The sequence below is a fragment of the Thioalkalivibrio sp. ALMg3 genome (assembly GCF_000381225.1).
In the GTDB taxonomy this organism is placed as follows: domain Bacteria; phylum Pseudomonadota; class Gammaproteobacteria; order Ectothiorhodospirales; family Ectothiorhodospiraceae; genus Thioalkalivibrio; species Thioalkalivibrio versutus.
Genome location: NZ_KB906230.1, coordinates 60,336 through 86,614 on the forward strand (window position 1 = coordinate 60,336; position 26,279 = coordinate 86,614).

19 protein-coding genes and 1 tRNA gene are annotated in these 26,279 nt (G+C 67.4%); 14 read left to right on the forward strand and 6 right to left on the reverse strand.

Going from position 1 to position 26,279, the window contains the following annotated elements; translation table 11 throughout:
• Positions 1-273: 273 nt before the first annotated feature.
• The 9 genes from F622_RS0111295 to F622_RS0111335 all read left to right on the forward strand — a co-directional run bounded on the left by F622_RS0111295 (position 274) and on the right by F622_RS0111335 (position 11,737).
• Entirely contained in the window at positions 274-576 is a 303-nt protein-coding gene (locus F622_RS0111295) for a PilZ domain-containing protein (RefSeq protein ID WP_018144308.1), read from the forward strand.
• Between the two features lie 7 nt (positions 577-583).
• Entirely contained in the window at positions 584-1,108 is a 525-nt protein-coding gene (locus tag F622_RS0111300; RefSeq protein ID WP_018177050.1) for a CinA family protein, read from the forward strand.
• Positions 1,109-1,825: 717 nt separating this feature from the next.
• Positions 1,826-5,146 (forward strand): mechanosensitive ion channel domain-containing protein, encoded by a 3,321-nt coding sequence (locus F622_RS0111305; RefSeq protein WP_026331576.1) that lies wholly within the window; start codon positions 1,826-1,828, stop codon positions 5,144-5,146.
• A 228-nt stretch (positions 5,147-5,374) separates the two neighbouring features.
• Positions 5,375-6,421 (forward strand): recombinase RecA, encoded by a 1,047-nt coding sequence (recA, locus tag F622_RS0111310; RefSeq protein WP_018144305.1) that lies wholly within the window; start codon positions 5,375-5,377, stop codon positions 6,419-6,421.
• Positions 6,396-6,875 carry a regulatory protein RecX gene (locus F622_RS0111315; protein WP_026313031.1) on the forward strand — a complete coding sequence of 160 codons (480 nt, stop codon included), beginning with the start codon at positions 6,396-6,398 and terminating at the stop codon, positions 6,873-6,875. Before recA ends, F622_RS0111315 begins: the two co-directional genes overlap by 26 nt.
• Before the next feature lie 213 nt (positions 6,876-7,088).
• Positions 7,089-9,698, forward strand: coding sequence for an alanine--tRNA ligase (gene alaS, locus F622_RS0111320; RefSeq protein WP_018950726.1), 2,610 nt, complete (start codon positions 7,089-7,091; stop codon positions 9,696-9,698).
• A 285-nt stretch (positions 9,699-9,983) separates the two neighbouring features.
• A complete protein-coding gene (locus tag F622_RS0111325) occupies positions 9,984-11,228 on the forward strand; it encodes an aspartate kinase (protein WP_018144302.1) in 1,245 nt (414 codons plus the stop codon).
• A gap of 68 nt (positions 11,229-11,296) precedes the next feature.
• Positions 11,297-11,551: a carbon storage regulator CsrA gene (gene csrA / locus F622_RS0111330; protein ID WP_018144301.1), complete on the forward strand. Its 255-nt coding sequence runs from the start codon at positions 11,297-11,299 to the stop codon at positions 11,549-11,551.
• 95 nt (positions 11,552-11,646) lie between these two features.
• Positions 11,647-11,737 (forward strand) — tRNA-Ser (locus tag F622_RS0111335).
• A gap of 353 nt (positions 11,738-12,090) precedes the next feature.
• Here the strand turns inward: F622_RS0111335 and cydC are convergent.
• From cydC to F622_RS0111350, 3 genes are read right to left on the reverse strand one after another with little or no spacing between them, the layout of a single operon-like run.
• On the reverse strand, positions 12,091-13,776 hold the full coding sequence (gene cydC / locus F622_RS0111340; protein WP_019571998.1) for a thiol reductant ABC exporter subunit CydC: 1,686 nt from the start codon (positions 13,774-13,776) through the stop codon (positions 12,091-12,093).
• Complete coding sequence (gene cydD, locus F622_RS0111345; RefSeq protein ID WP_019571999.1) at positions 13,769-15,496, reverse strand: thiol reductant ABC exporter subunit CydD; 1,728 nt, start codon at positions 15,494-15,496, stop codon at positions 13,769-13,771. Before cydD ends, cydC begins: the two co-directional genes overlap by 8 nt.
• Before the next feature lie 3 nt (positions 15,497-15,499).
• On the reverse strand, positions 15,500-16,885 hold the full coding sequence (locus F622_RS0111350; RefSeq protein ID WP_019572000.1) for an NAD(P)/FAD-dependent oxidoreductase: 1,386 nt from the start codon (positions 16,883-16,885) through the stop codon (positions 15,500-15,502).
• Positions 16,886-17,253: 368 nt separating this feature from the next.
• On the opposite strand from F622_RS0111350, the gene F622_RS0111355 reads away from it, so the two are divergent.
• The 5 genes from F622_RS0111355 (at position 17,254) to F622_RS0111375 (ending at position 22,893) form a co-directional block, all read left to right on the forward strand.
• Positions 17,254-18,660, forward strand: coding sequence for a cytochrome ubiquinol oxidase subunit I (locus F622_RS0111355; protein ID WP_019572001.1), 1,407 nt, complete (start codon positions 17,254-17,256; stop codon positions 18,658-18,660).
• A gap of 3 nt (positions 18,661-18,663) precedes the next feature.
• On the forward strand, positions 18,664-19,668 hold the full coding sequence (gene cydB / locus F622_RS0111360; RefSeq protein ID WP_018168646.1) for a cytochrome d ubiquinol oxidase subunit II: 1,005 nt from the start codon (positions 18,664-18,666) through the stop codon (positions 19,666-19,668).
• Positions 19,669-19,771: 103 nt separating this feature from the next.
• Complete coding sequence (locus F622_RS0111365; protein ID WP_026331577.1) at positions 19,772-21,250, forward strand: sigma-54-dependent Fis family transcriptional regulator; 1,479 nt, start codon at positions 19,772-19,774, stop codon at positions 21,248-21,250.
• Positions 21,251-21,425: 175 nt separating this feature from the next.
• On the forward strand, positions 21,426-22,082 hold the full coding sequence (locus F622_RS0111370; protein WP_019568725.1) for a hypothetical protein: 657 nt from the start codon (positions 21,426-21,428) through the stop codon (positions 22,080-22,082).
• Positions 22,083-22,266: 184 nt separating this feature from the next.
• Positions 22,267-22,893 carry a peroxiredoxin gene (locus tag F622_RS0111375; protein ID WP_018649867.1) on the forward strand — a complete coding sequence of 209 codons (627 nt, stop codon included), beginning with the start codon at positions 22,267-22,269 and terminating at the stop codon, positions 22,891-22,893.
• Positions 22,894-23,020: 127 nt separating this feature from the next.
• Here F622_RS0111375 and gloA read toward each other — a convergent pair whose 3' ends face one another.
• The 3 genes from gloA to aat all read right to left on the reverse strand — a co-directional run bounded on the left by gloA (position 23,021) and on the right by aat (position 26,160).
• Entirely contained in the window at positions 23,021-23,521 is a 501-nt protein-coding gene (gloA, locus tag F622_RS0111380; protein WP_019572003.1) for a lactoylglutathione lyase, read from the reverse strand.
• Between the two features lie 713 nt (positions 23,522-24,234).
• Positions 24,235-24,885: a hypothetical protein gene (locus F622_RS0111385; protein WP_019572004.1), complete on the reverse strand. Its 651-nt coding sequence runs from the start codon at positions 24,883-24,885 to the stop codon at positions 24,235-24,237.
• A 519-nt stretch (positions 24,886-25,404) separates the two neighbouring features.
• Positions 25,405-26,160 (reverse strand): leucyl/phenylalanyl-tRNA--protein transferase, encoded by a 756-nt coding sequence (gene aat / locus F622_RS0111390; protein WP_019572005.1) that lies wholly within the window; start codon positions 26,158-26,160, stop codon positions 25,405-25,407.
• Between the last annotated feature and the right edge of the window lie 119 nt (positions 26,161-26,279).

A 26,279-nucleotide genomic window follows, 5' to 3' on the forward strand; every position in this document is an offset into this window, starting at 1 on the left:
CCCTGCTTATAACGCCCTCGTAACGCCCTCGAGTAGCGGGGTAGACACTCGCGCGGCTGGCATCGTTGTGTGGTGCGGTCTGCCGCCGATTTGCCCGGCTAATGCGACATCGAATCGGCGTATGGGCGGCGGTGCTCATCGGTTCGCCGGCGCTCGATCCGGGCAGACGCGCAGTATACGGATGCAGTGCTCGACATGGCAGGTGGGTCAGGTGCGGCAGTTGTGCCACACTCGGGACAGCGTAAGCGACGCGATGTCAGGGAGGAGGCGAGCATGATCGGGGAAGAGGATCGGCGCGATCACCGGCGGATGCAGGTCAGCACGGCGGCGCGCGTCACCTGGCGCTCCAGTGGCGAGTCCATCAGCGTGCAGTTGGAGGACCTCTCCGCCATGGGTTGCGCCTTTGTGGCGCAGCGCGAGACCGATGCCGGTGTGGGCATTACGGTCTCGGTGCCAAGCCCGGACGGTCGCCTGGAGGGTCTTGAGCGCCACGGCCGCGTGGTGCGCTGCGCCCCCGTCGAGGGCGCATCCGGCAACGGCTGGCGGGTTGCGGTCGCCTTCGATCCGGAGGGATGATCGCGCCATGACGGCAGAATCGAGCACCACCCTCCTGACCCTCCGCGAGTCCGACGCCCCGAGCCTGTCGGCCCTGGTTTATGACCTGAGCGAGCGCCTGATGGCGAAGGGCGAACGCCTGTGCACCGTGGAATCCTGCACCGGCGGCGGCATCGCGCAGGCGATGACGGATATCCCGGGTAGCTCGCAGTGGTTCGAATGCGGCTGGGTGGCGTACTCGAACGCCGCCAAGACCGCGATGGTTGGCGTGCCGCCCGAGTTGATCGAGCAACACGGCGCCGTCAGCGAGGCGGTGGCCCGTGCAATGGTCGAGGGTGGGCTGGCCCGCAGCGGGGCGAATCACGCGCTCTCGGTCACCGGAATCGCCGGGCCCGGGGGCGGGACCGACGCCAAGCCGGTCGGCACGGTTTGCTTCGGTTGGCAACAGCGAGGCCAGGATGCCCGTGTCGAGACCTGCCATTTCGATGGCGAACGCCACGAGGTCCGCCTGCAGTCCATGCTGCATGCCCTGGGCGAACTGCTGGCGCACTAGGGAAACCCTGATCAAGGGACCCGTTCGCGCGCGAGTCGATCTTGCGTGCGAACAAGGCGCGGTGACCGCCGTGCAGTCACTCGGCACAAGGGAGTCGTAACGCCTGCGGGCCGCGCCTGGAGTCTCCTGGGCACACGGGCCCCGCCAATGAAAACGCCCCGGCCTCTGGAGGCACGGGGCGTCGAGCACACAGGGGAGGAGGTGCTCGCAGGAAACGCTATTCGTCCCCTTTGATCCTCGCAAGCCAACTGGCTCACAGACCCCGAATTTCGTCCTGAACCCCGCGCCGGAACGTGTGCGGGGCCACGCCTGGGTGGGCCGCGTTCGGGGCGGGGGTGCCCGATTGCGCGGGTGTGTGCCGGCGTCCGTTCCGCAGCGTCGGGGTTGCATGGCCGCCGGGATCGCGGTCGGGGATACCGCTGCGGGATTAACGCAGTCACAGAACCGGGCAGGCGAACCGGGGCGACGCGGTATACGGTATATGTTGTGCATACGGAGGTCGTATGCCCCGGAACGCGCGGAGTATGCCGGGCGGGGCGGGATCGCAAGTCGACGGCGGGCGGGTTCGCGGACAGGTAGATCATGAGAAGGATCGACGGATGCAACAAGTGCCGCCGGACGTGGCGGCTCGCGTTTCTTGGGATCGCCCTGTTGTTGTGGTTGGTGGCCGGTCCACTGGCCGGGGCGGACGCGGATCCGGAGTCATCCTCGCCGGTGGTGGTCAGCCCGGCGGAAGTGGCGGCCCTGGAGACCGATCTGGCCGTTTTCCGCGACCGTCTCCCCGAGCTTCTGGAAGCCGTGGATACCCAGCCAGCGGAGGAGTGGCTGGAGGCCAGTCCGCTGGACGAGCTCGAGGCGCGCAGCGCTGACGAGGACCGGGCGGAAGCGGAACGGGCACTGTGGGAGGAGGCCCGCGAGTACGAGCAGGCGGCCGTGGAGCGAGTGCGGGGAGCGCTGGACCGTGCGACCACCGCCCGGGAGGTGCCGGAGCGTCTGGGCGAGTTGGAACAGGGTCTGGACGGGGTCGGGGCATTCCCGGCCGGGCTGGGCGAAGAGGTCTCGATCCGCCGCATCGAGGATGAGCTGGAACGGGTGGGGCGCGACCGCGAGCGACTGGAAGCGGAACTCGATGACCAGCGCATCCTGCACGCGCAACTGGAAGAGCAGGCGGAGGTTCAGGCGGAGACCCTGGAACGCCTGCGCCGGGAGCGTCAGGAGCTGGAGGACGGGCCACAGCCGCTGCCCGAGGAGGTCGAATGGACGGAGGCTCACGCAGCCGTGCAGGAGGCCCGGGCGCGACAGGCGGATGCTCGCCTGCTTGCGGCGCAGCTGGATGCCGTTTCGCTGCCGCCGCGGATGCAGGCGCGGGGCCTGCTGATCCGCGGTCTGGAGTTGGAGGCGCGCTGGCAGAGTGTCCTGCAGAGTCGGCTGGAGGTCCGGTTGACCGAACTGTCCAGCGAGGAACTGCAGGAACTGCGGGCGGAGCTGCGTACCCTGCTGGAGCGTCAGCCGGAAGCGCAGCTGCACCATACGGAGGAAATCGAGGAACTGCATGCGGCGTTCGACCGCATCGCGGAGGCCCAGGCACAGACCCGCACCCTGCAGTATGAGCGTGACCGGCTGGTCCGGGTCGAGCGGGAACTGGCGCAATCCCTGTCCCATGTCCACGAGCGTCTGGAGATCAGTGGTCTGACCGAGGCGCTGGGTGGGGTCTTCCTGGAGGAGCAGCGACGCCTGCGCGATCTTGACCAGGTCCGTTTCCAGCTACGTGATCTGGAGCGGGAGCTGGCGCAGTCGCAGTTACGGACCATCAGCTTGCGCGAGCGTCTGGCTGTGCTGCCGGCGGACCCGGTGGCGGAATGGGAACCCGCGGCCCGTGCGGCCTTGCGCGAGCTGCGCCGCCAGACCCTGAATGCGGAGCTGCATGCCGAGGAGGCGCGGACCGAACAACTGCGCCAGGCCGACCTGCGGCTGCGTGCGGTCGTCGATCTGGTGGCGGAGCTCGACCGGATCCTGCAAGAAGCGTTGCTCTGGTGGCCAAGCCATTCCCCGGTCGGGGTCGCGTGGTTCGAGCGGGCGCCGGCCGCGACCCTGGCGCTGGTGGACCCCGCCGCCTGGGCGGAGTTGCGGGAGACATTCCTGCGCCAGACGCTGCACCGGCCATGGTTCATCGGGTTCATTCTGCTGGTGGCGGGGTTGCTGTATCTCGCCGGGCGCAATGTCCACCGGCATCTGGAGCGTCTCGCCGAAACGACCCGTCACCGCTACACGGACAGTATTGCGGTCACCGTCCGGGCCCTGGGGTGGAGTCTGCTGCGCGTTTTACCCGTGCCGTTTCTGCTGCTGACTCTCTCATTCCAGTTGCATGCGGTCCCGGAGCCGGGTTTTGCAGTGGAGGTCCTGTCCCTGGCACTGATCACGGTTTCGGTGTGGTGGATGGCGGGCCACCTCCTTCTGCTCTTCATCAGCCGCCATGGGGTCGGGACCGTGCATTTCGGCTGGCCCGAGCCATTGCTGACGCGTCTGTATCGTCACTTGCACTGGTTTCTTCCGGTGCAGACCCTGCTGTTCCTGTTCGTGGCCCTGGCCTTCGGGCACCCGAGCGACGAGGTATTCGATCTTTATGGCCGTTTGGCACTCCTGGCGGTCATCGTGAATTTTGCGATGGTGGCCTGGCTGCTTCTGGCGCCGGTCCCGGACGGTTCGAAAGGCGGCTCGCTGGACGAGCGCCGCCGGTTATTGCTGCGGGGGCTCGTGATCGTGATGGTGGTGGGCCTGGCGGCCCTTGCCCTGGCCGGTTATCTGTACACCGTGGCCGAGCTCCTGCGGCATCTGATCGGGACGGTGCTGGTGCTGATTGTTGTCGGTCTTGGTTACAGCCTGGCGGCCCGGTGGCTGGTCCTGGGAGAGATGCGGCTGGCGCTGCTCCGGAACCGCGAGCGGCGCGAGCAGGAGGCAGTCACCGAGGGCGGCAGCGGCGGCGAAACTGGGCTGGACGTCCCCGAGCCGCAGCTGAGCATGGAGGACGTCAATCTGCAAAGCCGCACGCTGCTGCGGGTGGCGGCGCTGGGCGGCACGGTAGTGGGGCTGTTGTGGGTGTGGTCGGACATCCTGCCGGCCCTGGCCTGGCTGGACGGGATCACACTGTGGTCGCGCACGATCGAGATCGGCGAGAGCGAGATCCTCACCAGCGTGTCCCTCCAGGATCTGTTGCTGGCCGGGTTTCTGGGGCTGCTGTTTCTGTTGTCGGCGCGCAACTTGCCGGGGCTGGTGGAGATCCTGCTGTCGCGCAGCACGCAGATGGATGCGCCCGGGCGCTACACGTTCACCATGCTCCTGCGCTATCTGCTGGCCGTGGTGGCGGTTATCGTGGTGTTTTCGCTTCTGGGCCTGCGCTGGAGCGAGATCCAGTGGCTGGTGGCGGCGCTGACCGTCGGTCTGGGTTTTGGTCTGCAGGAGGTCGTGGCCAACTTCGTTGCCGGGCTGATTGTGTTGCTGGAGCGCCCGGTCCGGGTGGGCGATACCATCACCGTTGGCGAATACAGCGGGACGGTATCGAAGATCCGGGGCCGGGCTACCACGATCGTCGACTGGGACAACCGGGAGATCGTCGTTCCCAACAAGACGTTCATCTCCGACCATCTGATCAACTGGACTCTGAGCGACACCACCACGCGGCTGGTGATCCCGGTGGGGGTCAGCTATGCGTCGGATGTCGATCTTGTCCGGGAGACCCTGCTGGAGGTGGCCCACGAAGACCCGCACGTCCTGGAGGATCCCGAATCGGTGGTGTATTTCCTCCGGTTTGGCGATAACGCGCTGAATTTCGAACTGCGGGTGTTCGTCTGCCAGATGGCGGACCGGCTGGTCACGCTGAGCGGGCTCCACACCGCTATCATCAAGCGCTTCCGCGAACAGGGGATCGAGATCGCTTTTCCGCAGATGGACGTTCACCTGCACGACGACGAAACCCGGAGGCGTCGTGCCGTGCCCCCGGTGGCGGGTCCCGACGAACCCGGCAACCCCATGGATCGGTGACGGGTGCCCGGTTCGTTGGCCCGGGGCCGTGACCCGGGCCAACCCAAGCGTCCCGCCCGCGGGCCAGGCGGCGTGGCTCCCGCGCCGCGGGTGTCTTGGGCAAGTCCTTTGTCCCTGCACGATCACGGGTTGGGTCACTCCCCGCCCTGTGGGATACTGCGGCCCCGTATCCGCCCCGTCTTGGGCAACGGGTCGGAAACCATCGCAGCAAGTATCGGGAGGCATACCGTGGACGACAATCGCAAGAAGGCCCTGACCGCCGCACTCGGGCAGATCGAACGCCAATTCGGCAAGGGCGCGGTCATGCGCATGGGCGATCAGGAGGCGGTGGACGTCCCCGCGATCTCCACGGGCTCCCTGGCATTGGATATCGCGCTTGGCATCGGCGGTGTGCCGCGCGGGCGCGTGGTCGAGATCTACGGGCCGGAATCCTCGGGCAAGACGACCCTGACACTGCAGGTGATCGCCGAGGCGCAAAAGGCCGGCGGTACGGCCGCGTTTGTCGACGCTGAACACGCACTGGACCCGACCTACGCCGAGAAGCTGGGTGTGAACGTGGACGACCTGCTGGTCTCGCAGCCGGATACCGGCGAGCAGGCCCTGGAGATCTCCGACATGCTGGTGCGTTCCGGCGCGATCGACGTCGTGGTCGTCGACTCCGTGGCTGCGCTCACGCCCAAGGCCGAGATCGAGGGCGAGATGGGCGACTCCCACGTCGGCCTGCAGGCGCGGCTGATGTCGCAGGCCCTGCGCAAGCTGACTGCCAACATCAAGCGTTCCAACACGCTGGTCATCTTCATCAACCAGATCCGCATGAAGATCGGCGTGATGTTCGGCAGCCCCGAGACCACCACCGGCGGCAACGCGCTCAAGTTCTACTCCTCCGTGCGCATGGACATCCGCCGCATCGGCGCGATCAAGAAGGGCGACGAGGTCATCGGCAACGAGACCCGCGTGAAGGTCGTGAAGAACAAGATGGCGCCCCCGTTCCGCGAGGCCTATTTCGAGATCCTCTACGGCGAGGGCATCTCCCGCGTTGGCGAGATCATCGAGATGGGCGTGAAGGAAGGCCTGATCGACAAGGCCGGCGCCTGGTACAGCTACAACGGCGAGCGCATCGGCCAGGGCAAGGAAAACGCCCGCCAGTACCTCAAGGACAACCCGCACATCGCCGAGGAAGTCGAAAAGACGCTGCGCGAACGCCTGCTGCCCAAGCGCAACAAGGCCACGGTAGAGGACGTGCCGGTCGATGCCCCGGTCGAGGAGCAAGGCTGACCCGGCCGACCCCGAGGCTGCGCTTGAGGTGGGCCTGCGGTTGCTGGTTCGGCGTGAACACTCCGGTCTGGAGCTGGCGCGCAAGCTCGGTGAGCGCGGCTTCGAACGGGATGCCGTGGACGCCGCGCTGGAACGTGCGCGCGAGCTCGACTATCTGAGCGATACCCGTTACGCGGACTTCATGGCCCGCCACCGTACCGAGCAGGGTTACGGCGAACAGCGCATCCGCGCCGAATTGGCCCACAACGGCATCGGCAACGACACCGTGAACGCCGCCATCGATGCCCTGGAGATCGACTGGATCGACCAGGCTCGTGGCCAGCTCGAACGCCACTTCCGCCACCCGCCCGAGACCCGCGAGGACGAGGCCCGCTATCTTCGCCACCTCGCGGGTCGCGGATTCCCCGGCGGTGTCGCCCACCAGGCCCTCGCCGCCTGGAAAGACGAGCCCTGAGACCCAGTGTCATTGCGAGGAGCTCCGCGACGAAGCAATCCGTGTCCATGGCCACCGGATCCGGCGGCGGGGCATGTCCCAAACGATCGCTCCGGCCCCTTTTGGGGGCCTCGCAATGACGAGGAAGATGGCCGGAAGACGGGCCCGGCAATACGCGGGTGGGGCGCTTGCGTGATAGCATTCCGGGTTTGACCCCATTGCTATCGGAACCGCATGAAAAGCGCCGACATTCGCCGGAGTTTCCTCGAATTCTTTGAAGGGCACGGACACACGATCGTGCCGTCCAGCCCGCTAGTGCCCGGCAACGACCCCACGTTGCTGTTCACCAACGCGGGCATGGTGCAGTTCAAGGATGTGTTTCTCGGGCGCGAGAAGCGCCCGTACACCCGGGCCGTGTCCAGCCAGCGCTGCGTGCGCGCCGGCGGCAAGCACAACGATCTCGAGAATGTCGGCTACACCGCGCGGCACCACACCTTCTTCGAGATGCTGGGCAATTTCAGTTTCGGTGACTACTTCAAGCGCGACGCGATCCACTACTGCTGGCAGTTCCTGACCGACACCATCGGCCTGCCGCCGGAAAAGCTGTGGGTCACGGTCTACGAGACCGACGATGATGCCTACAAGGTCTGGGCCGACGAGATCAAGGTCCCGGCCGAACGCATCATCCGTATCGGCGACGACCCTGACGGCGGTTCCGACAACTTCTGGCAGATGGGCGAAACCGGCCCCTGCGGCCCCTGCACCGAGGTCTTCTACGACCACGGGCCGGAGGTCGCGGGTGGCCCGCCCGGTTCGCCGGACGAGGACGGCGATCGCTACATCGAGATCTGGAACCTGGTGTTCATGCAGTACGACCGCGATGCGGACGGCACGCTGAACCCGCTGCCGCGCCCGTCCGTGGATACCGGCATGGGCCTGGAACGCCTGGCGGCTGTGCTGCAGGGCGTGCATTCCAACTACGAGATCGATCTGTTCCAGGACCTGATCGCGGCCGCCGCACGGGTAACCGGTGCGACGAAGAAGGATTCCGCCTCGCTGCGCGTGATCGCGGATCACATCCGCTCCATCGCCTTCCTGATTACCGACGGCGTGCTGCCTTCCAACGAAGGGCGTGGCTATGTGCTGCGCCGCATCATCCGCCGCGCCGCGCGCCATGGCTTCAAGGTCGGCGCGCAGGACGCCTTCCTCTACCAGACCGTGGGCGACCTGGTGCGCGCGATGGGCGAGGCCTTCCCGGAGCTGGCCGAGGCGCAGGCCCAGGTCGAGAAGGTCCTGGAAAAGGAAGAGCGCAAGTTCCTGGAGACCCTGGACAAGGGCATGAAGATCCTGGAAGAGGACCTGCGCGATCTCGAGGGCAAGGTGATCCCCGGCGAGACCATCTTCCTGCTCTACGACACCTACGGCTTTCCGGTGGACCTGACCGGCGACATTGCGCGCGAGCGCGAGCTGGAGCTGGACATGGAGGGCTTCGAGTCCGCCATGGCCGGCCAGCGTGCACGGGCCCGTGCGGCCAGTCACTTCTCGATGGACGACGGCGGCCTGCCGCAGGTCGATGTCGCGACCGAATTCTCCGGCTACGAGACCGTGGACGACGAGGGCCGCGTGCTGGCGCTGTACCAGAATGGCGAGGCCGTCGATCGCCTGGAAGTCGGTGCCGAGGGGCTGGTGGTACTGGACCGCACGCCGTTCTATGGCGAGTCCGGCGGCCAGGTGGGCGATGTCGGTACGCTCAGCGGTTCCGGCGTGCGCTTCCAGGTCTCCGACACCCGCAAGCAGGGTGCGGCGCACATCCACGTAGGCCAGGTCCGCGCCGGCACGCTGGAGCGCGGCCAGACCCTGCAGGCCGCCGTGGAAGGCCCCCGCCGCGAGAACATCCGCCGCCACCATTCGGCCACTCATCTCCTGCACAAGGCGCTGCGCGATCAGCTGGGCGACCACGTGCAACAGAAGGGATCGCTGGTGGACCCGGATCGTTTGCGCTTCGACTTCACCCATATGGAACCGCTGACCGACGAACAGCTGCGCTCCATCGAGGCCCAGGTGAACGCCGAGATCCTGGCCAACGAGGCCACCGATACCAACGTCATGGACATCGACTCCGCGATGGAGTCCGGCGCGGTCGCGCTGTTCGGCGAGAAGTACGGTGATCGCGTGCGCGTGCTGAAGATCGGCACCTCGGTGGAGCTGTGCGGCGGCACGCACGTGGACCGCACCGGCGACATCGGGTTGTTCCGCATTACCTCCGAGGGTGGGGTGGCCGCGGGCATCCGGCGTATCGAGGCGGTTGCCGGCGAGGTCGCCCTGCGCTGGGTGGACGAGCAGATCGGCCACCTGGACGCGATCGCCGATCGCCTGCGCGCCGGGCGCGGCGAGGCGGCCGACAAGGTTGCCCAGCTGCAGGAGCGCACCCGCGAGCTGGAGAAGCAGGTCACGCAGCTGAAGGGCAAGCTGGCCAGCCAGGCCGGCGACGACCTCGGCTCGCAGGCCAAGGATGTCGACGGCATCCAGGTGCTGGCCGCCAAGGTCGAGGGCGTGGAGCCCAAGGCCCTGCGCGACATGGTCGACCAGCTCAAGCAGAAGCTCGGCAAGGCTGTGGTGGTGCTGGGCACCGCGACGGGCGAGGGCAAGGTCAGCCTGGTGGCTGGTGTGACCAAGGCCGAGACCGGCCAGTTCAAGGCTGGGGATCTGGTGGGCCATGTCGCTACGCAGGTCGACGGCAAGGGCGGCGGCCGTCCGGACATGGCGATGGCCGGCGGCCAGAGTCCGGACAAGCTGGACGCGGCCCTGGCCTCGGTGGAGGCCTGGGTGCGCGAACGCGCCTGATCGATCGTCCATCCCCGTCATCGCGAGGCGCGTAGCGCCGTGGCGATCTCCGAGGGCAGCCCCGGTGCCGGAGGGTTCGGCGCGATCCGGTGGTTTTGGACGGAGGCTGCCACGGCCCCGTTGGGGCCTCGCAATGACGGGGCCCTGCGCGGGGTTCGCCGGGGCGGTGGGCTTTAATGCGGCGGCCAGTTGGTGTTTAATGCCCGCTTCTTAAGTAAACGCTAATGGATGGGGTGCGCCCTGTCCGGACGGTCGCAAGGACCGGGCACGGAACGGAATCTTGAAATGGCGTTGCTGGTACTCAAATTTGGCGGCACCTCGGTGGGTTCGCCCGAACGCATCCAGGCGGTGGCGGAACGCGCGCTGAAGCTGCGCGAGGAAGGCCATCAGCTGGTGATCGTGGTCTCCGCGATGAGCGGCGAGACCGACCGCCTGCTGGGCCTGGCGCACGCACTGAATCCGCGCGCGGACGGTCGCGAACTGGATGTGCTGCTGTCCACCGGGGAGCAGGTCACCATCGCGTTGCTGGCGATGGCGCTGGAGGCGCGGGGCTGCGACGCGCGGTCCTACACCGGGGCGCAGGTGACCATCCGCACCGACAGCGCCCACAACAAGGCCCGTATCCGCAGCATCGACGATGCCCGGGTGCGTGGCGATCTCGAGGCCGGGCGCGTCGTGGTCGTGGCCGGTTTCCAGGGCGTGGACGAGGAGGGTGCGATCACCACCCTGGGCCGGGGCGGATCGGATACCACCGCGGTGGCGCTGGCCGCGGCGCTGAAGGCCGACGAATGCCGCATCTATACTGATGTCGACGGCGTCTACACCACCGATCCGCGGTTGGTGCCGACGGCCCGCCGCCTGCAAAGCATCACCTTCGAGGAGATGCTGGAGATGGCCAGCCTGGGCTCCAAGGTGCTGCAGATCCGCGCGGTGGAATTTGCCGGCAAGTACAACGTCCCTTTACGAGTGCTGTCCTCGTTCGAGGAAGGCCCGGGAACCCTGATTACCACGGAGGAGGATGCGCAAGTGGAACAGGCGCTGGTTGCGGGTATCGCGTTCAATCAGAACGAGGCCCAGCTGACGGTTCAGGGCGTCCCCGATCAGCCGGGGGTCGCGCATCGCATCCTCGGCCCGATCGCGGACGCCAATATCGAGGTGGACATGATCGTGCAGAACGTCGGGGCGGATAATTCCACCGACTTCACGTTCACCGTCCATCGCAATGACTACGACAAGGCCCTGGAGATCCTGCAGGCGGCCGCGAAGGCGTTGGGCGCCCGCGAGGTGTCCGGGGATACGCACATCGTGAAGATCTCGGTGGTCGGGGTCGGTATGCGTTCGCACGCGGGCATCGCCAGCAAGATGTTCGAGGCCCTGTCGCGCGAAACCATCAACATCCGGATGATCTCCACCTCGGAGATCAAGATCTCCGTGGTCGTAGATGAGAAGTACCTCGAACTTGCAGTGCGTGCATTGCACGATGCGTTTGAACTCGAACAGACCCCAGTCGGTCAACAGGAGGACGGTTAAGGATGACAGACCGTAAAACGGTTACCGGACGACCGACTCCGTCCGACACAGGCACTGCGGAGAAGAGCATGCTCATTTTGACTCGGCGTGTGGGCGAGACCCTCATGATCGGCGATGATGTGTCCGTCACCGTCCTGGGGGTCAAGGGCAATCAAGTCCGCATCGGCATCAACGCACCCCAGGACGTCGCGGTCCATCGCGAGGAAATCTTTCAGCGCATTCAGCGTGAAGCGAACGTCGCCAGTGGTGAGGGCGGCGGCGAGAACTCCAGTGGCGGTGGTACTGGGGCGGGTGGTGCCGCGGCAGGCGCACGCGACGACTGAACCTCCCGTAAGGAAAGCGAAAGGCCCGGAGGCTGCGATCAGCCTTCCGGGCCTTTCATTTGAAGGCCCAAGGCCTTATCCTGTGCCGCGTTTCCGGAGAGTTGGCCGAGTGGTCGAAGGCGCTCCCCTGCTAAGGGAGTATGGGTCAAAAGCCCATCGAGGGTTCGAATCCCTCACTCTCCGCCAAATCCTGCGAAGGGGCCCGAGTGGCCCCTTTCGTACGTCTGGCCCCCGAGATTTCCGGGATTCGAACCCGAGATATAAGAACGATGGTTCGACCGGTGGCGCGTAGCGACACCGGAACGCCGCAGCGTAGCGAAGGCGGCCCGAAGGGCGACCGGCGCAGCCGGGCGTAATCCTCACTCTCCGCCAAATCCCGCGAAGGGGCCCGAGTGGCCCCTTTCGCACGTCTGGCCCCGGCGTTCGTCCCCCAGCCCGTCCCCCATTGCTTCGTGATCCGCACCTGTTTGTGCGGCCACCGAAAGTCGTCGGGTGCCGGTGTGTCGGGCACGTTTCGCTGCGAGGTCCCGTCGCCGGCCTTAGCTCCGGCCGAGCGGTTTCGCGAGCTCGACGCGCGGCCAGCGGGCCGGCAGTTGTCCCGGGGCATGGGTGACGAGGATGCACTGACGGTCCTGCAGCCAGGGCAGCAGTCGTTCCACCACTCGTTGTTGCGTGGGGGTATCCAGACCGGAAAACGGCTCGTCGAGCAGGACGACCGGTCGGTCCTGAAGGACGACCGCCGCCAGGGCGAGACGGCGGCGCTGACCGCCGGAGAGGGACGCGCCGCCCTCGCCGATGCGGTAGTCCAGACCTTCGTCGGTGCCGCGCACGGCCTCGGCGAGATCGACCTGTTCCAGGACCTCCCACAGTGCGGCATCGCTCAACGACCTGTGCGCCGGGGACAGGATGCTTCGGAGGGTCGTGTCCGGCAGTTGCAGGCCCTGGGGCAGGTAGCTGATGTGGCGGTACCGGGCATCGGTCGGGATCCTTGTCAGATCGTCGTTGCCGAGCGCTACGGTACCGGCCAGGGGCGGGAGTTCGCCGGCGAGGGTGTCCAGCAGCGTGCTCTTGCCGTGCCCGCTGGCCCCGCTGATCACCAGGGGATAGCCACGCGCGGGTTCGAGGTCCAGGGGACCGAGCAACGGGCGCTCGCGGCGAAAGCCGATGGTCAGGCCGTGTGCGTGTAGCGCAGGGGCCTCGTCAGGCGGGGTCGGGTCCACGGACTCGGCGGTTGCGGGGGTATGGGTGGCGGCCACCTCCAGATGCTGCACCCGCCCGGCGGCTTCCAGGCTCTCGCCGGCACGCCACCATGCACCGGGCAGGCTGCCCAGAACCTCGCCCAGGCCCAGGGTCATCAGCGGCAGCAACACCGCGACCGGAGCGTCGAGCATTCCGTCACGGTACCAGCCCAGTGCCAGCACCAGCATCACCAGGGCGGAGGCGCCGACCACGGCCTGCACGATCTGCTCGGAGCCGACCCCGAACGCCTCCTGCGTCCGTTGCCGGCGCGCGTAGTCGTCGTTTTCCCGGCGCAGGCGGGCCTCGTGCTCGCGGGCACGGTCGTAGGCCAGCAACTCGGCCAGGCCGCCAATGAAGTCAAACAGTCCGACGCGCTCGCCGGCCCGGGCCTGCACCAGCGCGTGGCTGCGGCGCTGCCCGGCAAGGGCGAGCACGGCGGAGACCGCGAGCGTCGCGACACCGGAGGCGGCGAGTACGACCGCGGCGGGCCAGGGTGCCAGCCAGACGGCGATAACCAGCGTGATCACCAGGCTGAGCGCCGCCGCGATCATGGGGCCGACCACCCGCAGGGGCATCGCATCGAGGGTGTCGATGTCGCCGGTCAGGCGGGTCTGCAGGTCTCCGCTGCGGTAGGCGCGAATGCGTTCCATGGGCAGCGCGGCGAGGCCGCGAAAGCTGCGGCCGCGCAGGTCGGCCAGGCTGCGCAGCACCGCCTCGTGGCTGACCAGGCGTTCGAAGTAACGCGCCAGGGTGCGACTGATCGCGGCGGTACGGATGCCGCCGGAGGGCACGTAGAGGTCGAGTGTGGCCAGCAGGCCCGCGCCGGCCAGGGCGGTGGCGGTAATGAACCAGCCGGACAATGCCAGCAGGGCGATGCCGGCGATCCAGGTCAGCGCCAGCAGTCCCCAGGCACCCCAGTACCAGCCCCGGCGCTGGCGGAATACGCGGTGCAGAAAGGCCAGTTCCGCGCGGGTAGCGTTACGCATGGCGCGCCCCCGGTGTCGCCGGCGCCAGGTCCAGGCGTTGCGGGCAGCGTTTGTGGATGGCGGCATGATGACTCGCGATCACCAGCGTCAGGCCACGGGCCTCGGCCAGCGGAAACAGCGTGTCGAGCAGGGCCTGTTCGGTGTCCGGGTCGAGCGCGCTGGTGGGTTCGTCGAGCAGCCAGAGCCGATGCCCCGAGAGCAGGGCGCGCGCCACCGCGACCCGCTGGGCCTGACCGCCGGAGAGCCCGCGCCGGGCCTCGCCGATGGCGGTATCCAGGCCGTCGGGCAGCTCGGGTGCGTCGAGCGGCAGGCCGGCCTGTTGCAGTGCCGTGGCCATCTCCGCGTCTGCGATCGTGTCGCGGCGGGCGAGCTGCAGGTTATCGCGCAGGCTGCCGTGGAACAGATGGGCGTCCTGGTCGATCCAGGCGAACTGCCGGGCCTGGGGATGGCGCTGTACCGTGCCCGTGGTGGGGGTGAGAAAGCCGGCACACACCGCGAGCAGGGTGGATTTGCCACTGCCACTGGGCCCGGTCAGCGCGAGATGCGCCCCGGCGTGAACGGCCAGGTCGAGCTCCGCCAGTGTGGGCGTGCGCTGACCCGGGTAGTGCACGGTGACCCCCTTCAGTTGCAGCCAGGGGACCACTGCGCCCTCGTCGGGGGCCGCGGTGGCCTCTGGGGAGTGCTCGGGCCCAACGGGGCCCGAGGGCGACGCCAGGGCGGGGGCAAGGGTCTCGGCGGCGGCCAGGGCGCCGGCGCGGTCATGGTAGCTCTGGGCAAACTGGCGCAGCGGAAGGAAATACTCCGGCGCCAGCAGCAGGATGAACAGGCCGGTGAACAGGGTGATGTCGCCGGCCGGGCCGTAGTCGATGGCGCCGAACAGGGCGAAGCCGATGTAGATCGCGACCATGCCGATCGCGACCGCGCTGAAGAATTCCATGATCGCCGAGGACAGGAACGCGACCCGCAGGGTGCGCATGGTCAGGCGCCGCTGCTGGTGACTGCGCTCGACGACCTCGGCCTCGGTTGCGGCGATCGCGCGCGCTCGGCGCAGCCAGTCCAGGGTGCGGATGCGGTCGAGAAAGTGCCCCGCCAGGCGGTTCTCCTCCTCTTGCTGACGCCGGTGGATCTGTTCCGCGCCCATGCCAACGATCGCCATGAACGCCGGGATCAGCGGGGCGGCGAACAGCAACAGCAGGGCGGCGAGCCAGTCCAGCCAGAGCGCCGCGACCAGGATGGCCAGCGGCGTCAGGATGACGGCCTGGCGCGCCGGCAGGTAACGGGCGTAGTAGCCGGTCAGGTCCTCCACCCGCGTCTGGAACTGCTCCGCCCAGGCGCCCGCGGTGGTCAGCCCGGCCAGTCGCGCCGGTCCAGCCTGCCGGGCCTGGCGCAGGAGGTCGGCGCGCAGCTCCTGCTTCACCGCAAAGGCGAGCCGGTGACCGGCCAGGTCCCGCAGGGCCTGGGCGGCATAGCGCAGGGCGAGCAACACGAGGCCCGCGAGCAGGATCCCGGGCAGGTACGGGGCCTCGGGGGCGAACAGGGTGCCGTGGACCGCCCAGGCCACGAGCCCCGCCAGGGCAATGGTGGCAAATGTCGCCACCAGCGTGCTGGCCGCACTTAGCACAAGCCAGCGGCGGTGCGGCTGCTGGCGCGCGCGCAGCCATGGGCCCGGCGAGGTCCGGGCGTCTGTCGCCTCCGCGTCTGTTCCGGGCACTTGCGTCATCGACTAGCGCAAGTAGCGCCCGCGCAGCATGTTGAAATACAGCGGCTTGATCATGTGGACCTTCAGGCGCCACCACATCCAGCTTGGGGCGCCCTGGTCCAGGAAGGTGAAGGTCGGGACCTCCTCCAGGCTGTAGTCGAACTCGACCAGCGCCGCCTTGCCCACCTCGGTGATCAGCGGGCAGGAGGTATAGCCGTCGAACTGACGCGACGGCTCGCGATCCTGGATCACGTCCACCAGGTTGTCGGGCATCACTGCGCCATGCGAGCGCACGGTGGAGGCGGTCTTGCCGATCGCGGTTGCGACCACGTCACCGGCACCGAAGATGTTCGGGTAGTCCACGTGTTGCAGCGTGCGATCATCCACCGCCAGCCAGCCGCCGGCCGCCAACGGGCCGTCCTCGACTGCCAGCCCGGCCTCGCGGACGAAGTCGTGCGCGCGCATCGGCGGCGTTACGTGGAGGTAGTCGTAGTCCACGGTCTCGCGGCCGCCATCGTGGGTCTGGAACTGGGCCTGGCGGGCGTCGACATCCACCGCCAGCAAGGCGCCGCCGTCGTTTACGCTCACGCCGCGTTCTGCGTACAGGTCGCGCACCATGTGGTCGAAGCGCTGCACGCTGAACAGGGTGTCCGACCCGGTGTGATAGTGGAAGTCGGCGCCGGCGCGCTGCCCGGCGGTACGCAGCAGGTCGTCGGCGATGAAGGTCGCCTTGATCGGCGCGCCGGCACACTTGATCGGTGTGCTGGGGATGGTAAAGCGGGCCACCCCGCCGTGCTCGCCGAAGGCGTGGATCTGCTCGTAGGCGTCCCGCGCGGCCTCGGCGCTGGCGTACAGGCTGGTCAGTCCGGGACGGCCGATATCCTCGCGCCGCAGCCCCTCGATCGCCTCGTAATCCAGGTGCAGCCCGGTCGCGACCACCAGGAAGTCGTAGTCCAGCCGGTCGCCGCCGGTGGTCTCGACCCGCTGCGACTCGGGATCAATGGCTGCCACCGCGGAGCGGACCCATTCCACGCCGCGCGGGATGTAGCGTTCGTTGCGGCGCTGGACCTCGCCTACCGAGTAGACGCCCGCGGCCACCAGGGTCCAGCCGGGCTGGTAATGATGGATCTCGCTTGGCTCGACAATCGTGATCCGGGCCCCGTCCAGCAGGTCGCGCAGGCGGGCGGCCATGGTCATGCCCGCGGCACCTCCGCCCAGCACCACGATGCGGGCCTGGCTGGAGACCGCCGCGCGGGCCGGGGCGGCCTGTACGCCGGTCGCCGACACCAGGCCGGCGGCGCCGGCGATCTTCAGGAAATCGCGCCGGGACAGGCCCCGCAGCGTCTCGTCGGCTTGACGGGCCAGGGCCTTTTCAATCTCGGGATGCTTCGGGTCTTCGGGATGATGCATGGCTCTCTCCGCGTATCCGTCTGCCGCGCCGGAGACCGGGCGGGTCAGTTGCGATGGTCGCGCCGTCGACCGGGCGCTTCGTGTGACGGATTGCTTACAAGTTACATGCCAACACCGGCAGGCCGCTCCACTGGGCCTCGTGTGCCGGTATGGGCGGGGCCAGGCTGCCGAATCTGGCAGTCATTCGAGACTTGGCTGACAAATATGGCAGAAAAGGGCCGATGGTTGCTTGCGCCCGCCAGGCGGAAAAACACGGTTTGTAGCGTGCAGCCAGCGGTCGTGGTGCGGACAGGTAGTCTGGCACGGTACTTGTTAGGAGGTTCACCGATACGTCATGTCGGCGTGCCCCTGACTACGGAGGAAAGGCCATGGAGCTCGACCCCATACTGCTATCGCGAATCCAGTTCGCGTTTGTCGTTTCGTTCCACGCGATCTTCCCGGTCTTCACGATCGGGCTGGCTTCGTTTATTGCGTTTCTGGAATTCCGCGCCTGGAAGACCGGCGAAACGATCTATACCCAGATCTCGAAGTTCTGGATCAAGATCTTCGCGGTGGTGTTCGGCATGGGGGTGGTCTCCGGGCTGGTCATGTCGTTCCAGTTCGGCACCAACTGGAGCGCGTTCTCCTACGCCACGGCCAATTTCCTCGGGCCCGTACTGTCCTACGAGGTGCTGACCGCGTTCTTCCTGGAGGCGGCCTTCCTCGGCGTGCTGCTGTTCGGGCGCGACCGGGTCCCGCAGGGGGTGCATCTGTTCGCGGCGCTGATGGTGGCACTGGGCACGTTCATCTCGTCGTTCTGGATCCTGGTGGCCAACAGCTGGATGCAGACGCCGGTGGGCTTCGAACTGCAGGACGGCGTGTTCCACGTCACGTCCTGGATCACGGCGATCTTCAATCCCAGCTTCTGGCCGCGCTTCTTCCACATGGGGCTGGCCTCGCTGCTGACGGCGGGCTTTGTGGTCGCCGGGGTCTCCGCCTGGTACCTGCTGCGTCAGCGCGACGTGGTCATGAACCGCAAGGCCCTGGGCACCACGATGTGGGTGCTGCTGTTCGCGGCCCCGGCGCAGCTGGTGGTCGGGGATATCCACGGCCTCAATACCTTCGAGCATCAGCCGACCAAGGTGGCGGCGATGGAAGGCGTGTGGGAGACCGAACGCGGCGCACCGCTGCTGCTGTTCGCCATCCCGGACTCGGCCAACGAGACCAATCACTTCGAGATCGGCATCCCGAAGATGGCGAGCTTCATCCTGACCCACGAGATGGATGGCGAGGTGCCGGGTCTGCTGGAGGTCCCCGCGGAGGAACGCCCGCCGGTGGGCATCACCTTCTGGTCGTTCCGCATCATGGTCGCGATCGGCATGGTGATGATCCTGTTCGCCCTGGCTGGTGCCTGGCTGCGCTTCCGCCGCCGGATGTACGCCTCCCCGCGGTTCCTCAGGGGGCTGTCCTGGATGATCCCGGCGCCGTTCATTGCGGTGGTCGCGGGCTGGTTCGTGACCGAGACCGGGCGCGCGCCCTGGCTGGTGTACGGCGTGATGAACCACGCCGAGGGCATTACTCCGGCGCTGACCGGCGGCATGGCCCTGTTCACGCTGATCGGCTACGTCGCGGTCTACGCGGCGGTGTTCACCGGGGGCGTCTACTACCTGGTCCGCATCGTGCGCCAGGGCCCGGAACCGGCCGATGCCACGCATGCAGCGGCGCACGCCAAGCGGCCCCTGTCGGCCGCCGATACCTGGATCGATGACGCCGCGGCCAGCGGTGAAAGGAGCTAAGTCATGGAAACCACGATTGATATCACGCTGATCTGGGTCGTCATCATCGCCGTGGGCGTGATCGCCTACGTGCTGATGGACGGGTTCGACCTCGGGGTGGGGATCCTCTTCCCCTTCGCCCCGGGGGAGACCTCGCGCGACGTGATGATGAACTCGGTCGCCCCGGTATGGGACGGCAACGAGACCTGGCTGATCCTCGGGGGTGCCGGGCTGCTGGCGGCCTTCCCGCTGGTCTACTCGGTGTTCCTGCCGGCGCTCTATATCGGGGTCTTCCTGATGCTGGCGGGGCTGATCTTCCGCGGTGTCGCGTTCGAATTCCGCTTCAAGGCGCATCGCTCCAAGTGGTTGTGGAATGCCGCGTTCGCGATCGGCTCGGCGGTGGCGGCCTTCGCCCAGGGCGCGGTCGTGGGTGCCTACATCCAGGGCTTCGAGATGGACGGGTTCAGTTTTGCCGGCGGACCGCTGGACTGGCTGACGCCCTTCACCGTGCTCACCGGGATCGGGCTGCTGGCGGGCTATGCCCTGCTGGGGGCCACCTGGCTGATCGTCAAGACCGAGGGCGAGACGCAGGCCTTTGCCTACCGCGTCGCGCCCTGGATGCTGGCGGCCGTGCTGCTGGTGTTCGGCGCGGTGAGTCTCATCACCCCGTTCATCGATCCGAAGGTGATGGAGCGCTGGATGGGAACCTGGCAGTACCTCTGGGTGCTCCCGGCCCTGGCGCTGTTCTCTTCCTGGATTCTGATTCGCGCGGTGCGCCGGCGTGACGAGGGGATCCCGTTCGTCGCCACGATTGCCCTGTTCATCACGACCTACCTGGGCCTGCTGGTGAGCAAGTGGCCGTACGTGGTGCCGCCGGACTACACCTTCTGGGACGCCGCCTCGTCGCCGGATGCGCAGCTGTTCATCCTGGTGGGCGCGCTGTTCGTGATCCCGATCATCCTGGGCTACACCGCGTGGACCTACTGGGTCTTCCGCGGGAAGGTGACCCCGGAGACCGGCTATCACTAGGTCTGTCCGGGCGCGCGCGAGCACGCCGGTGGGTCGCGGCCGACCCGCCGGCGCCGTCCGGAGAACGGGTTTCAATGCTGTCGCAACCTATGGGGGTGAACCCATGCCGTTGAACATCACTCGACTCAACGTGTCTATTGGGCAGCGCGACGGTGACGTTACGAGCATCGGAAGCGCATTCCTGGACCCCCTTGTGCGAGGCGAAGTGACGAGCATCACGAAGAAGGCGCCGGAACCGCAGGACACGCATGTCGAGACCCTGCGGCAGGTACTGGAGGTGTTCCGGGAGCCGGCGATCCTGCTGTCGCCGGACTACCGCATTCTGGCCGCCAATGGGGCGTACCAGCGTGTCTACGGGACCGATCGCGACGGCTCGGGTCGCACCTGTTTCGAGGCCTCGCATGGCTTCCGCCGCCCCTGTGACGAGGCGGGCGAATCCTGTCCCCTGCGGGCGGCCCTGGGCAGTGGCCACCGCGAACGCGTCCTGCATGTGCACCACACCGAGGCCGGGCGCGAGCACGTGGATGTCGAGTTGTTGCCGATCCGGGGCGAGGGCGGCGAGATACGCTACCTGATCGAACGGCTGCACCACATGCCCGTCTCGACGCCGCAGGCGGGTAGCGGCGGGCTGGTCGGACGCTCGAAGGCCTTCAATGCCATGCTGGGGCTGATCAGCCGGGTGGCGCCGAGCAATGCCTCGGCCCTGCTGCTCGGCGAGTCGGGAACCGGCAAGGAACTGATTGCCCGGGCCATTCACGAGGCGAGTCCGCGCCAGCAGTTGCCGTTCGTGCCCGTGGAGTGCTCGGGCCTGACCGAAACCCTGTTCGAAAGCGAGCTGTTCGGACATGAGCGGGGGGCCTTCACCGGTGCGACCTCGGCCAAGGCCGGCCTGGTGGAGGCCGCAGCCGGCGGCACCCTGTTTCTCGACGAGGTGGGGGATATCCCGCTGAGCCAGCAGGTCAAGCTGCTGCGCCTGCTGGAGACCCATGCCTATCGTCGGGTCGGGGGGGTCGAGTCGCGGCGGGCGGATTTCCGCCTGGTTTGTGCGACCCACCGTGACCTCGAGTCCATGGTGCGGGCCGGCGATTTCCGCGAGGACCTCTACTACCGCATCAATACCTTCCCGATCGAAGTGCCCCCGCTGCGCGAGCGACCCGAGGACATCCCCTTGCTGGTGGAGGCCCTCAGCGAGCGTCTGGACCTGGCCGTGCCGCCGCGTCTCGAAGACGAGGCCCTGAAGATCCTCGGGCAATACCCCTTCCCCGGCAACGTGCGCGAGCTGCGCAACATCCTCGAGCGTGCGGCATTGCTGGCGGACGGCGAGGCGATCCGTCCGGAGCACCTGCCGGATCGGGTCCGGGAAGGAGGGCGGGCCGGCGGAGGGGAGGCCGGTGGCCTGGATGGCTTGCTCCATCCGCAGTCCCTGCGTCCCCTGGAAGAGATCGAACGCGAATACCTGCGGCATGCCGCCGCAGTGTATCCGGGCGATCGCCGGGCGCTGGCGAAAACCCTGGGGATTAGCGAACGCAGCCTGTATCGACGCCTGCGCCAGCTCGAAGGCGAGGGCGGCGAAGGCCACTGAGATGGCCCACCAGGACGAGGCGGGTTATGCCCCGCCCGTCCGTGATCGAACGGGGTCCGGGGGGCGGCCGGGCGACGTGTCACGAGCCCGTCATGAGCGACGGAGACGCTGAAGCACCGCCACAAGAATTAGCAAAACACCAAGTACCGAGAGAAAAACCGAACTGGAGCCTGTCATGAAAAAGACCGCAATCACGCTGTCTCTCTCCGCCGCCCTCCTGGCGACCCCGATGCTGGCCTCGGCCGAGCCGCTGTCGTTCGGCGAGCAGCAGACCATCCGCTCGATGGCCAGTGCCGGCATCGGCCAGGCCATCGTCAACCAGATGGGGGCCGGGTCGATGGCCGTGATCAACAACCCGTCGCCGATCTGCGGCGCCCTGGCCGGCGGTCTGGGTGCATCCATGCTGTCTGCCGACCCGCAGGCGGGATTCCGCATCGCCACCCTGCGCTCCGCTGACGATGCCGTGGCCGCGGTGGACGTGACCGCGGACAAGGAGGTGGCCTACCTGGCGTTGGGCGGCGAGCTGGACCGCGAGGAGAACGTTGCCCTGGCCCACGCGTATCTGCAGGAACTCGCGGCCTCCGAATGGGACGGCACGCTGGTGCTGCATATCTCCTCGTGGATGCAGAAGCAGGTCCAGGCCGTCGCGGAGGCAGACACGACCGTGGCCGACTATCTTCAGGGGGTCAACATGGTGGCGCTCCAGCCCGACCTGGATGCGGGTCAGGCGGTGATGCTGGGCGTGAACTTCGACGGGGAGAGCTTCACGACCGAGGAGATGGGTCGCCAGGACATGCGCGAGGACCTGGTGGAGCTGTTCCGCCGCATGTGAGTGGGCGCGCGGTGGGCCGGATGGGCGCAACGCCTGTCCGGCTCCCTGTTAGAAAAAGACTATTGGCCCGTTAAAGAATTAGTAATTCACTAAATACGGAATTGCATATAAAGTAATCGGTACATGGAGGCAACGCCCCATGAGATACCGAATCAATCTCTAAACCGAAAGAAAGGAGTACATCATGGCACTGCATTTGGGCGATACCGCACCGAATTTCCAGATTGACACCACCAAGGGCAAGATCGATTTCCACGAGTGGATCGGCGACTCCTGGTGCTTCTTCTTCAGCCACCCGGCCGACTTCACCCCGGTGTGCACCACCGAGATGGGTCGTACCGCGCAGCTGGCCAAGCAGTTCGCGGACCGCAACACCAAGCCGCTGGGTCTGTCGACGGATACCGTCGAGGAACACAACAAGTGGATTGAAGACGTCAACGACACCCAGGACACCACGCTGGAGTTCCCGATCGTCGCGGATGCCGACAAGAAGATCTCGGAGCTCTACGAGATGATCCACCCGGGCGAGAGCGAGACCGCCGCCGTGCGTTCGGTCTACATCATCGACCCGAACAAGAAGATCCGTCTGATGATGACCTACCCGATGTCGGTGGGCCGCAACTTCGACGAGATCCTGCGCGTGATCGATGCGCTGCAGACCGGTGACAAGCATGGCATCGCAACCCCGGCTGACTGGACCCCGGGTGCTCGCGTGATCATCCCGCCGACGGTCAGCAACGAGGACGCGCAGAAGAAGTTCCCGCAGGGCTTCGAGGAGATCCGCTCCTACCTGCGCTACACCAAGGTCTGATCCGGACCAACCAGCAGCCTCGCCCGACTACGGGCGGGGCCGTTCTCCCCAGGTGGGAGCAGGGGCCGCAAGGCCCCTTTTTTGTGCCCGCAGATTGCGGGCGTGCGGGTGCCCGCGATATCCGCGGCTAGCGCCCGAGTCCGGTCAGGCGGGCGGGTTCGAGGATCTCGATCCAGTAGCCGTCGAGGTCCTTCACGAAGGCGATGTCCTTCAGGCCGCCCTCGTCGGGGCGCTTCACGAACTCGACGTTGTTCTGGTCGAACCAGCGCACCGCGGCATCCAGGTCCGGGACCGAGAAGCAGATGTGGCCGAAACCCTGAGGTTCCTCGTTGCCGTCGTGGTAGTGGAAGTCCGCGTCCTTCTCGGTGCCGTAGTTGTAGGTCAGCTCAAGGATGCCGCGCTGGCTGAACATCCAGCGGGTGGCCTCGCCGGCGTCCTTCGGCGGCTGCGGTTCGTCCTCGCCAAGCTGCGCGAGGAAGTAGAGCGTGAACTCGAACTCCGGGAAGTCCAGGGTCTTCACCAGCTGCATGCCGAACACGCGCTGGTAGAAGTCCAGCGCCTTCTGCGGGTCCTTCACGCGCAGCATGGTGTGGTTGAAGCGAAAGCCTGCGGTGGGATTGTCGCTCATGGTGCGTCCTTGTCTCGGCCAAAGGGGGTGTCCCGGAAGACTGGAACACAAGCGGCGAGGTTCCCTCAAGTGCGGCCGTCACGCGTTGCGCTCGGAGCGAGGGGCACCGCCACCGCGAGTCGCGCAGGTAGCGTCGCTGGCTTCAGGGAGTGCCCCGGCGCCGGTGGCTGCGTCGGGAGATCGCCACGGCGCTGCGCGCCTCGCGATGACGGGATTTGTGACGCGCCCGGCCAGTTCATTGTCCGTCACTGCGAGGAGGCGCAGCCGACGTGGCTGTCTGTTGGGGGTACTCTCCGGCGGCGAGGCAGCGTTGGGAGATCGCTTCGCTTCGCTCGCGATGACGGGAGGCGTGGCCTTGGTGGGGCGGTTGGGGCTGCGTCACCGCGAGGATGTGCAGCCGACGCGGCAGGCTGTTGAGGATGCCCCGACGCCGGAGGCGGCGTTGGCCGATTGCTTCGCGATGCTCGCAATGACGGGATGGTGGAGCGGCCGGGAACACACATCCCCGTCACTGCGAGGAGGCGTAGCCGACGTGGCAGTCTGTCGGGGTTACCCCGGCGCCGGGGACGCGTGGGGTGCTCGCTTCGCGGCGCTCGCGATGACGGGATGCTGGACTTGGGGCGCGTGCCCGCGTCCAAAAGCACCGTCATCCCGGAAACCGCGCAGCGGTTATCCGGGATCTCCCGGGGCAGGCATGGCGTTCGTCGGTTCGGCTACTGCCGGCAGAACGGCCAGACCTGGTAGAAGCGCCGGCAGCGGAACTCGGATTCGCAGCTCTGTAGCTGGGACTCGTAGCGGTCGGCGCGCTGAGCCACCTGGCGGGCCGCGGCCCGGACCTGCGGCTTGCTCTGGTAGCTGCCGCGGTTATAGCCGCCCTGGCCCTCATGGTAGGCGAGGTAGAGGTGTTCCGAGTTGTACAACGACACGCCGGTCATGCGCTGGGTGCGGGCGTTGTACCAGCCGATGAAGTCGGTCGCGTGCTTCATGTGCGAACGTCGCGCGAAGCGGCTTCCGGCATCGTCCTGGTACTCGCCCCAGACCGGGTCCTGGGCCTGGGCATAGCCCCGGGCGGAGGAGGGGCGGCTCCACGGGATGAAGCCGAGCAGGCGCTCGCGGTCCGGGCGCACGTGGCTGCGGAAGGAGGACTCCTGCTGGATGAACGACATCTGGGTCGCGATCGGCGTGCCCCATTCCTGCTTGGAATCCCGCGCATGATCGTACCAGCGCGGCTGCTCGCGGAAGATCTCGCAGATGTTGCTCTGGTCATCGGGCGGGGAGGGCGACAGCATGGAACACCCGGCGGTGATGGCTGCCAGCGCCAGCAGCAGCCCGGCCCGCAAAATGGCGACGACCGCCCGCCGCATCTTCCTTGATTCTGCCTTGTCCACCCGAATCTCCCGCCCGGTTCCCCAATGGCCCGCGAGTATAAAGCACTCGCGACGAGGGCAACGGGCGCGCCGTGCGCCGAGTCTGCTTCCGGAGCTTGCCTCGGCCCCTGCGGGGCTGCGCAACGACAGGGTCGCGTCACCCGCCATCGCGAGCGGCTTTAAGCGATCTCCCGACGCGGTCCCCGGACCGGGGTGGCCCCCGAAAGACTGCCACGTCGGCTGCGCCTCCTCGCAATGACGGGAGCGGGGAGGCGCGGTCCCGGCGCGCCCTACATGCCCGTCATCGCGAGGCGTGCAGCGCTGCGGCGATTTCCGTCCGGGGCCACCGGAATCGGCCGTCGTGCGCGGTGTCAGGGTTCATCGACTCCGGCCGTCTTTGTGGGAGTGGCCCTGCCCGAGAGGCGCCAGGCCGGATCTCCCGGTAGGAGCTTGCTTGCAGGCGAACGCCCCTGCCCGCGTCCGACAATGGCAGGGGCTTCGCCTGCAAGCAGGCCCCTATCGGGGGGTGTTCCAGTCGGGGTCGAGGGGGCTCAGGTTCGGGTCGGTCCGCCATGGGCCTGGCTCGACCGGCTCGCGGGCGATTTCGCGGATGCGGTCGATGAACGCCTGGCGGGGCAGGGTGATGGCCCCGAGGTTGTGCAGGTGGGCGGTCTCCATTTGTACGTCGACCAGCGGCCAGCCCCAGGCGACCAGGTGGCGGCACAACCAGGCCAGCGCCATCTTGGAGCCATCCCGCTCGCGCGAGAACATCGACTCGCCGCAGAACAGCCGCCCGACCGCGACGCCATAAAGCCCGCCGATCAGGCGCGGGCCGTCCCACACCTCCACCGAATGCGCGTGGCCCGAGCGGTGCAGCGCGATATAGGCCTGCTGCATGCTGGTGGTGATCCAGGTGCCATCGGCGTAGTCGCGAGGGCCGGCGCAGGCCTCGATGACGGCCTCGAAGGCGCGATCGAAGCTCACCGTGTAACCGCGATTGCGGATCGCCTTCTTGAGGCTGCGATGCAGGAGGAAGTGGCCCGGCTCCAGGACCGCGCGCGGGTCCGGGCTCCACCAGAGGATTGGCTGCCCGGCCTCGAACCAGGGGAAGACGCCGGAGCGATAGGCATTCAGCAGACGCGGCACGGAGAGATCGCCCCCGGCGGCCAGCAGCCCGTTGGGCTCGGGCAACGCCTGCGCCGGGTCCGGAAACGGCGCCTCCGGATGCTCCGGATCGAGCCAGGGCAGGGTGATCTGGGGGCCGGAGGTCATGGGGCGAGCCCCCAACGGCCAGAGTCCAGCGCGGGCTGGGGCTTCGCGGGCAAGCCCGCTCCCACAGGGCGATCCGGGATCCCCGAGTGCGGAGAAGATCCAGTCGGCGAGCCTGTTGC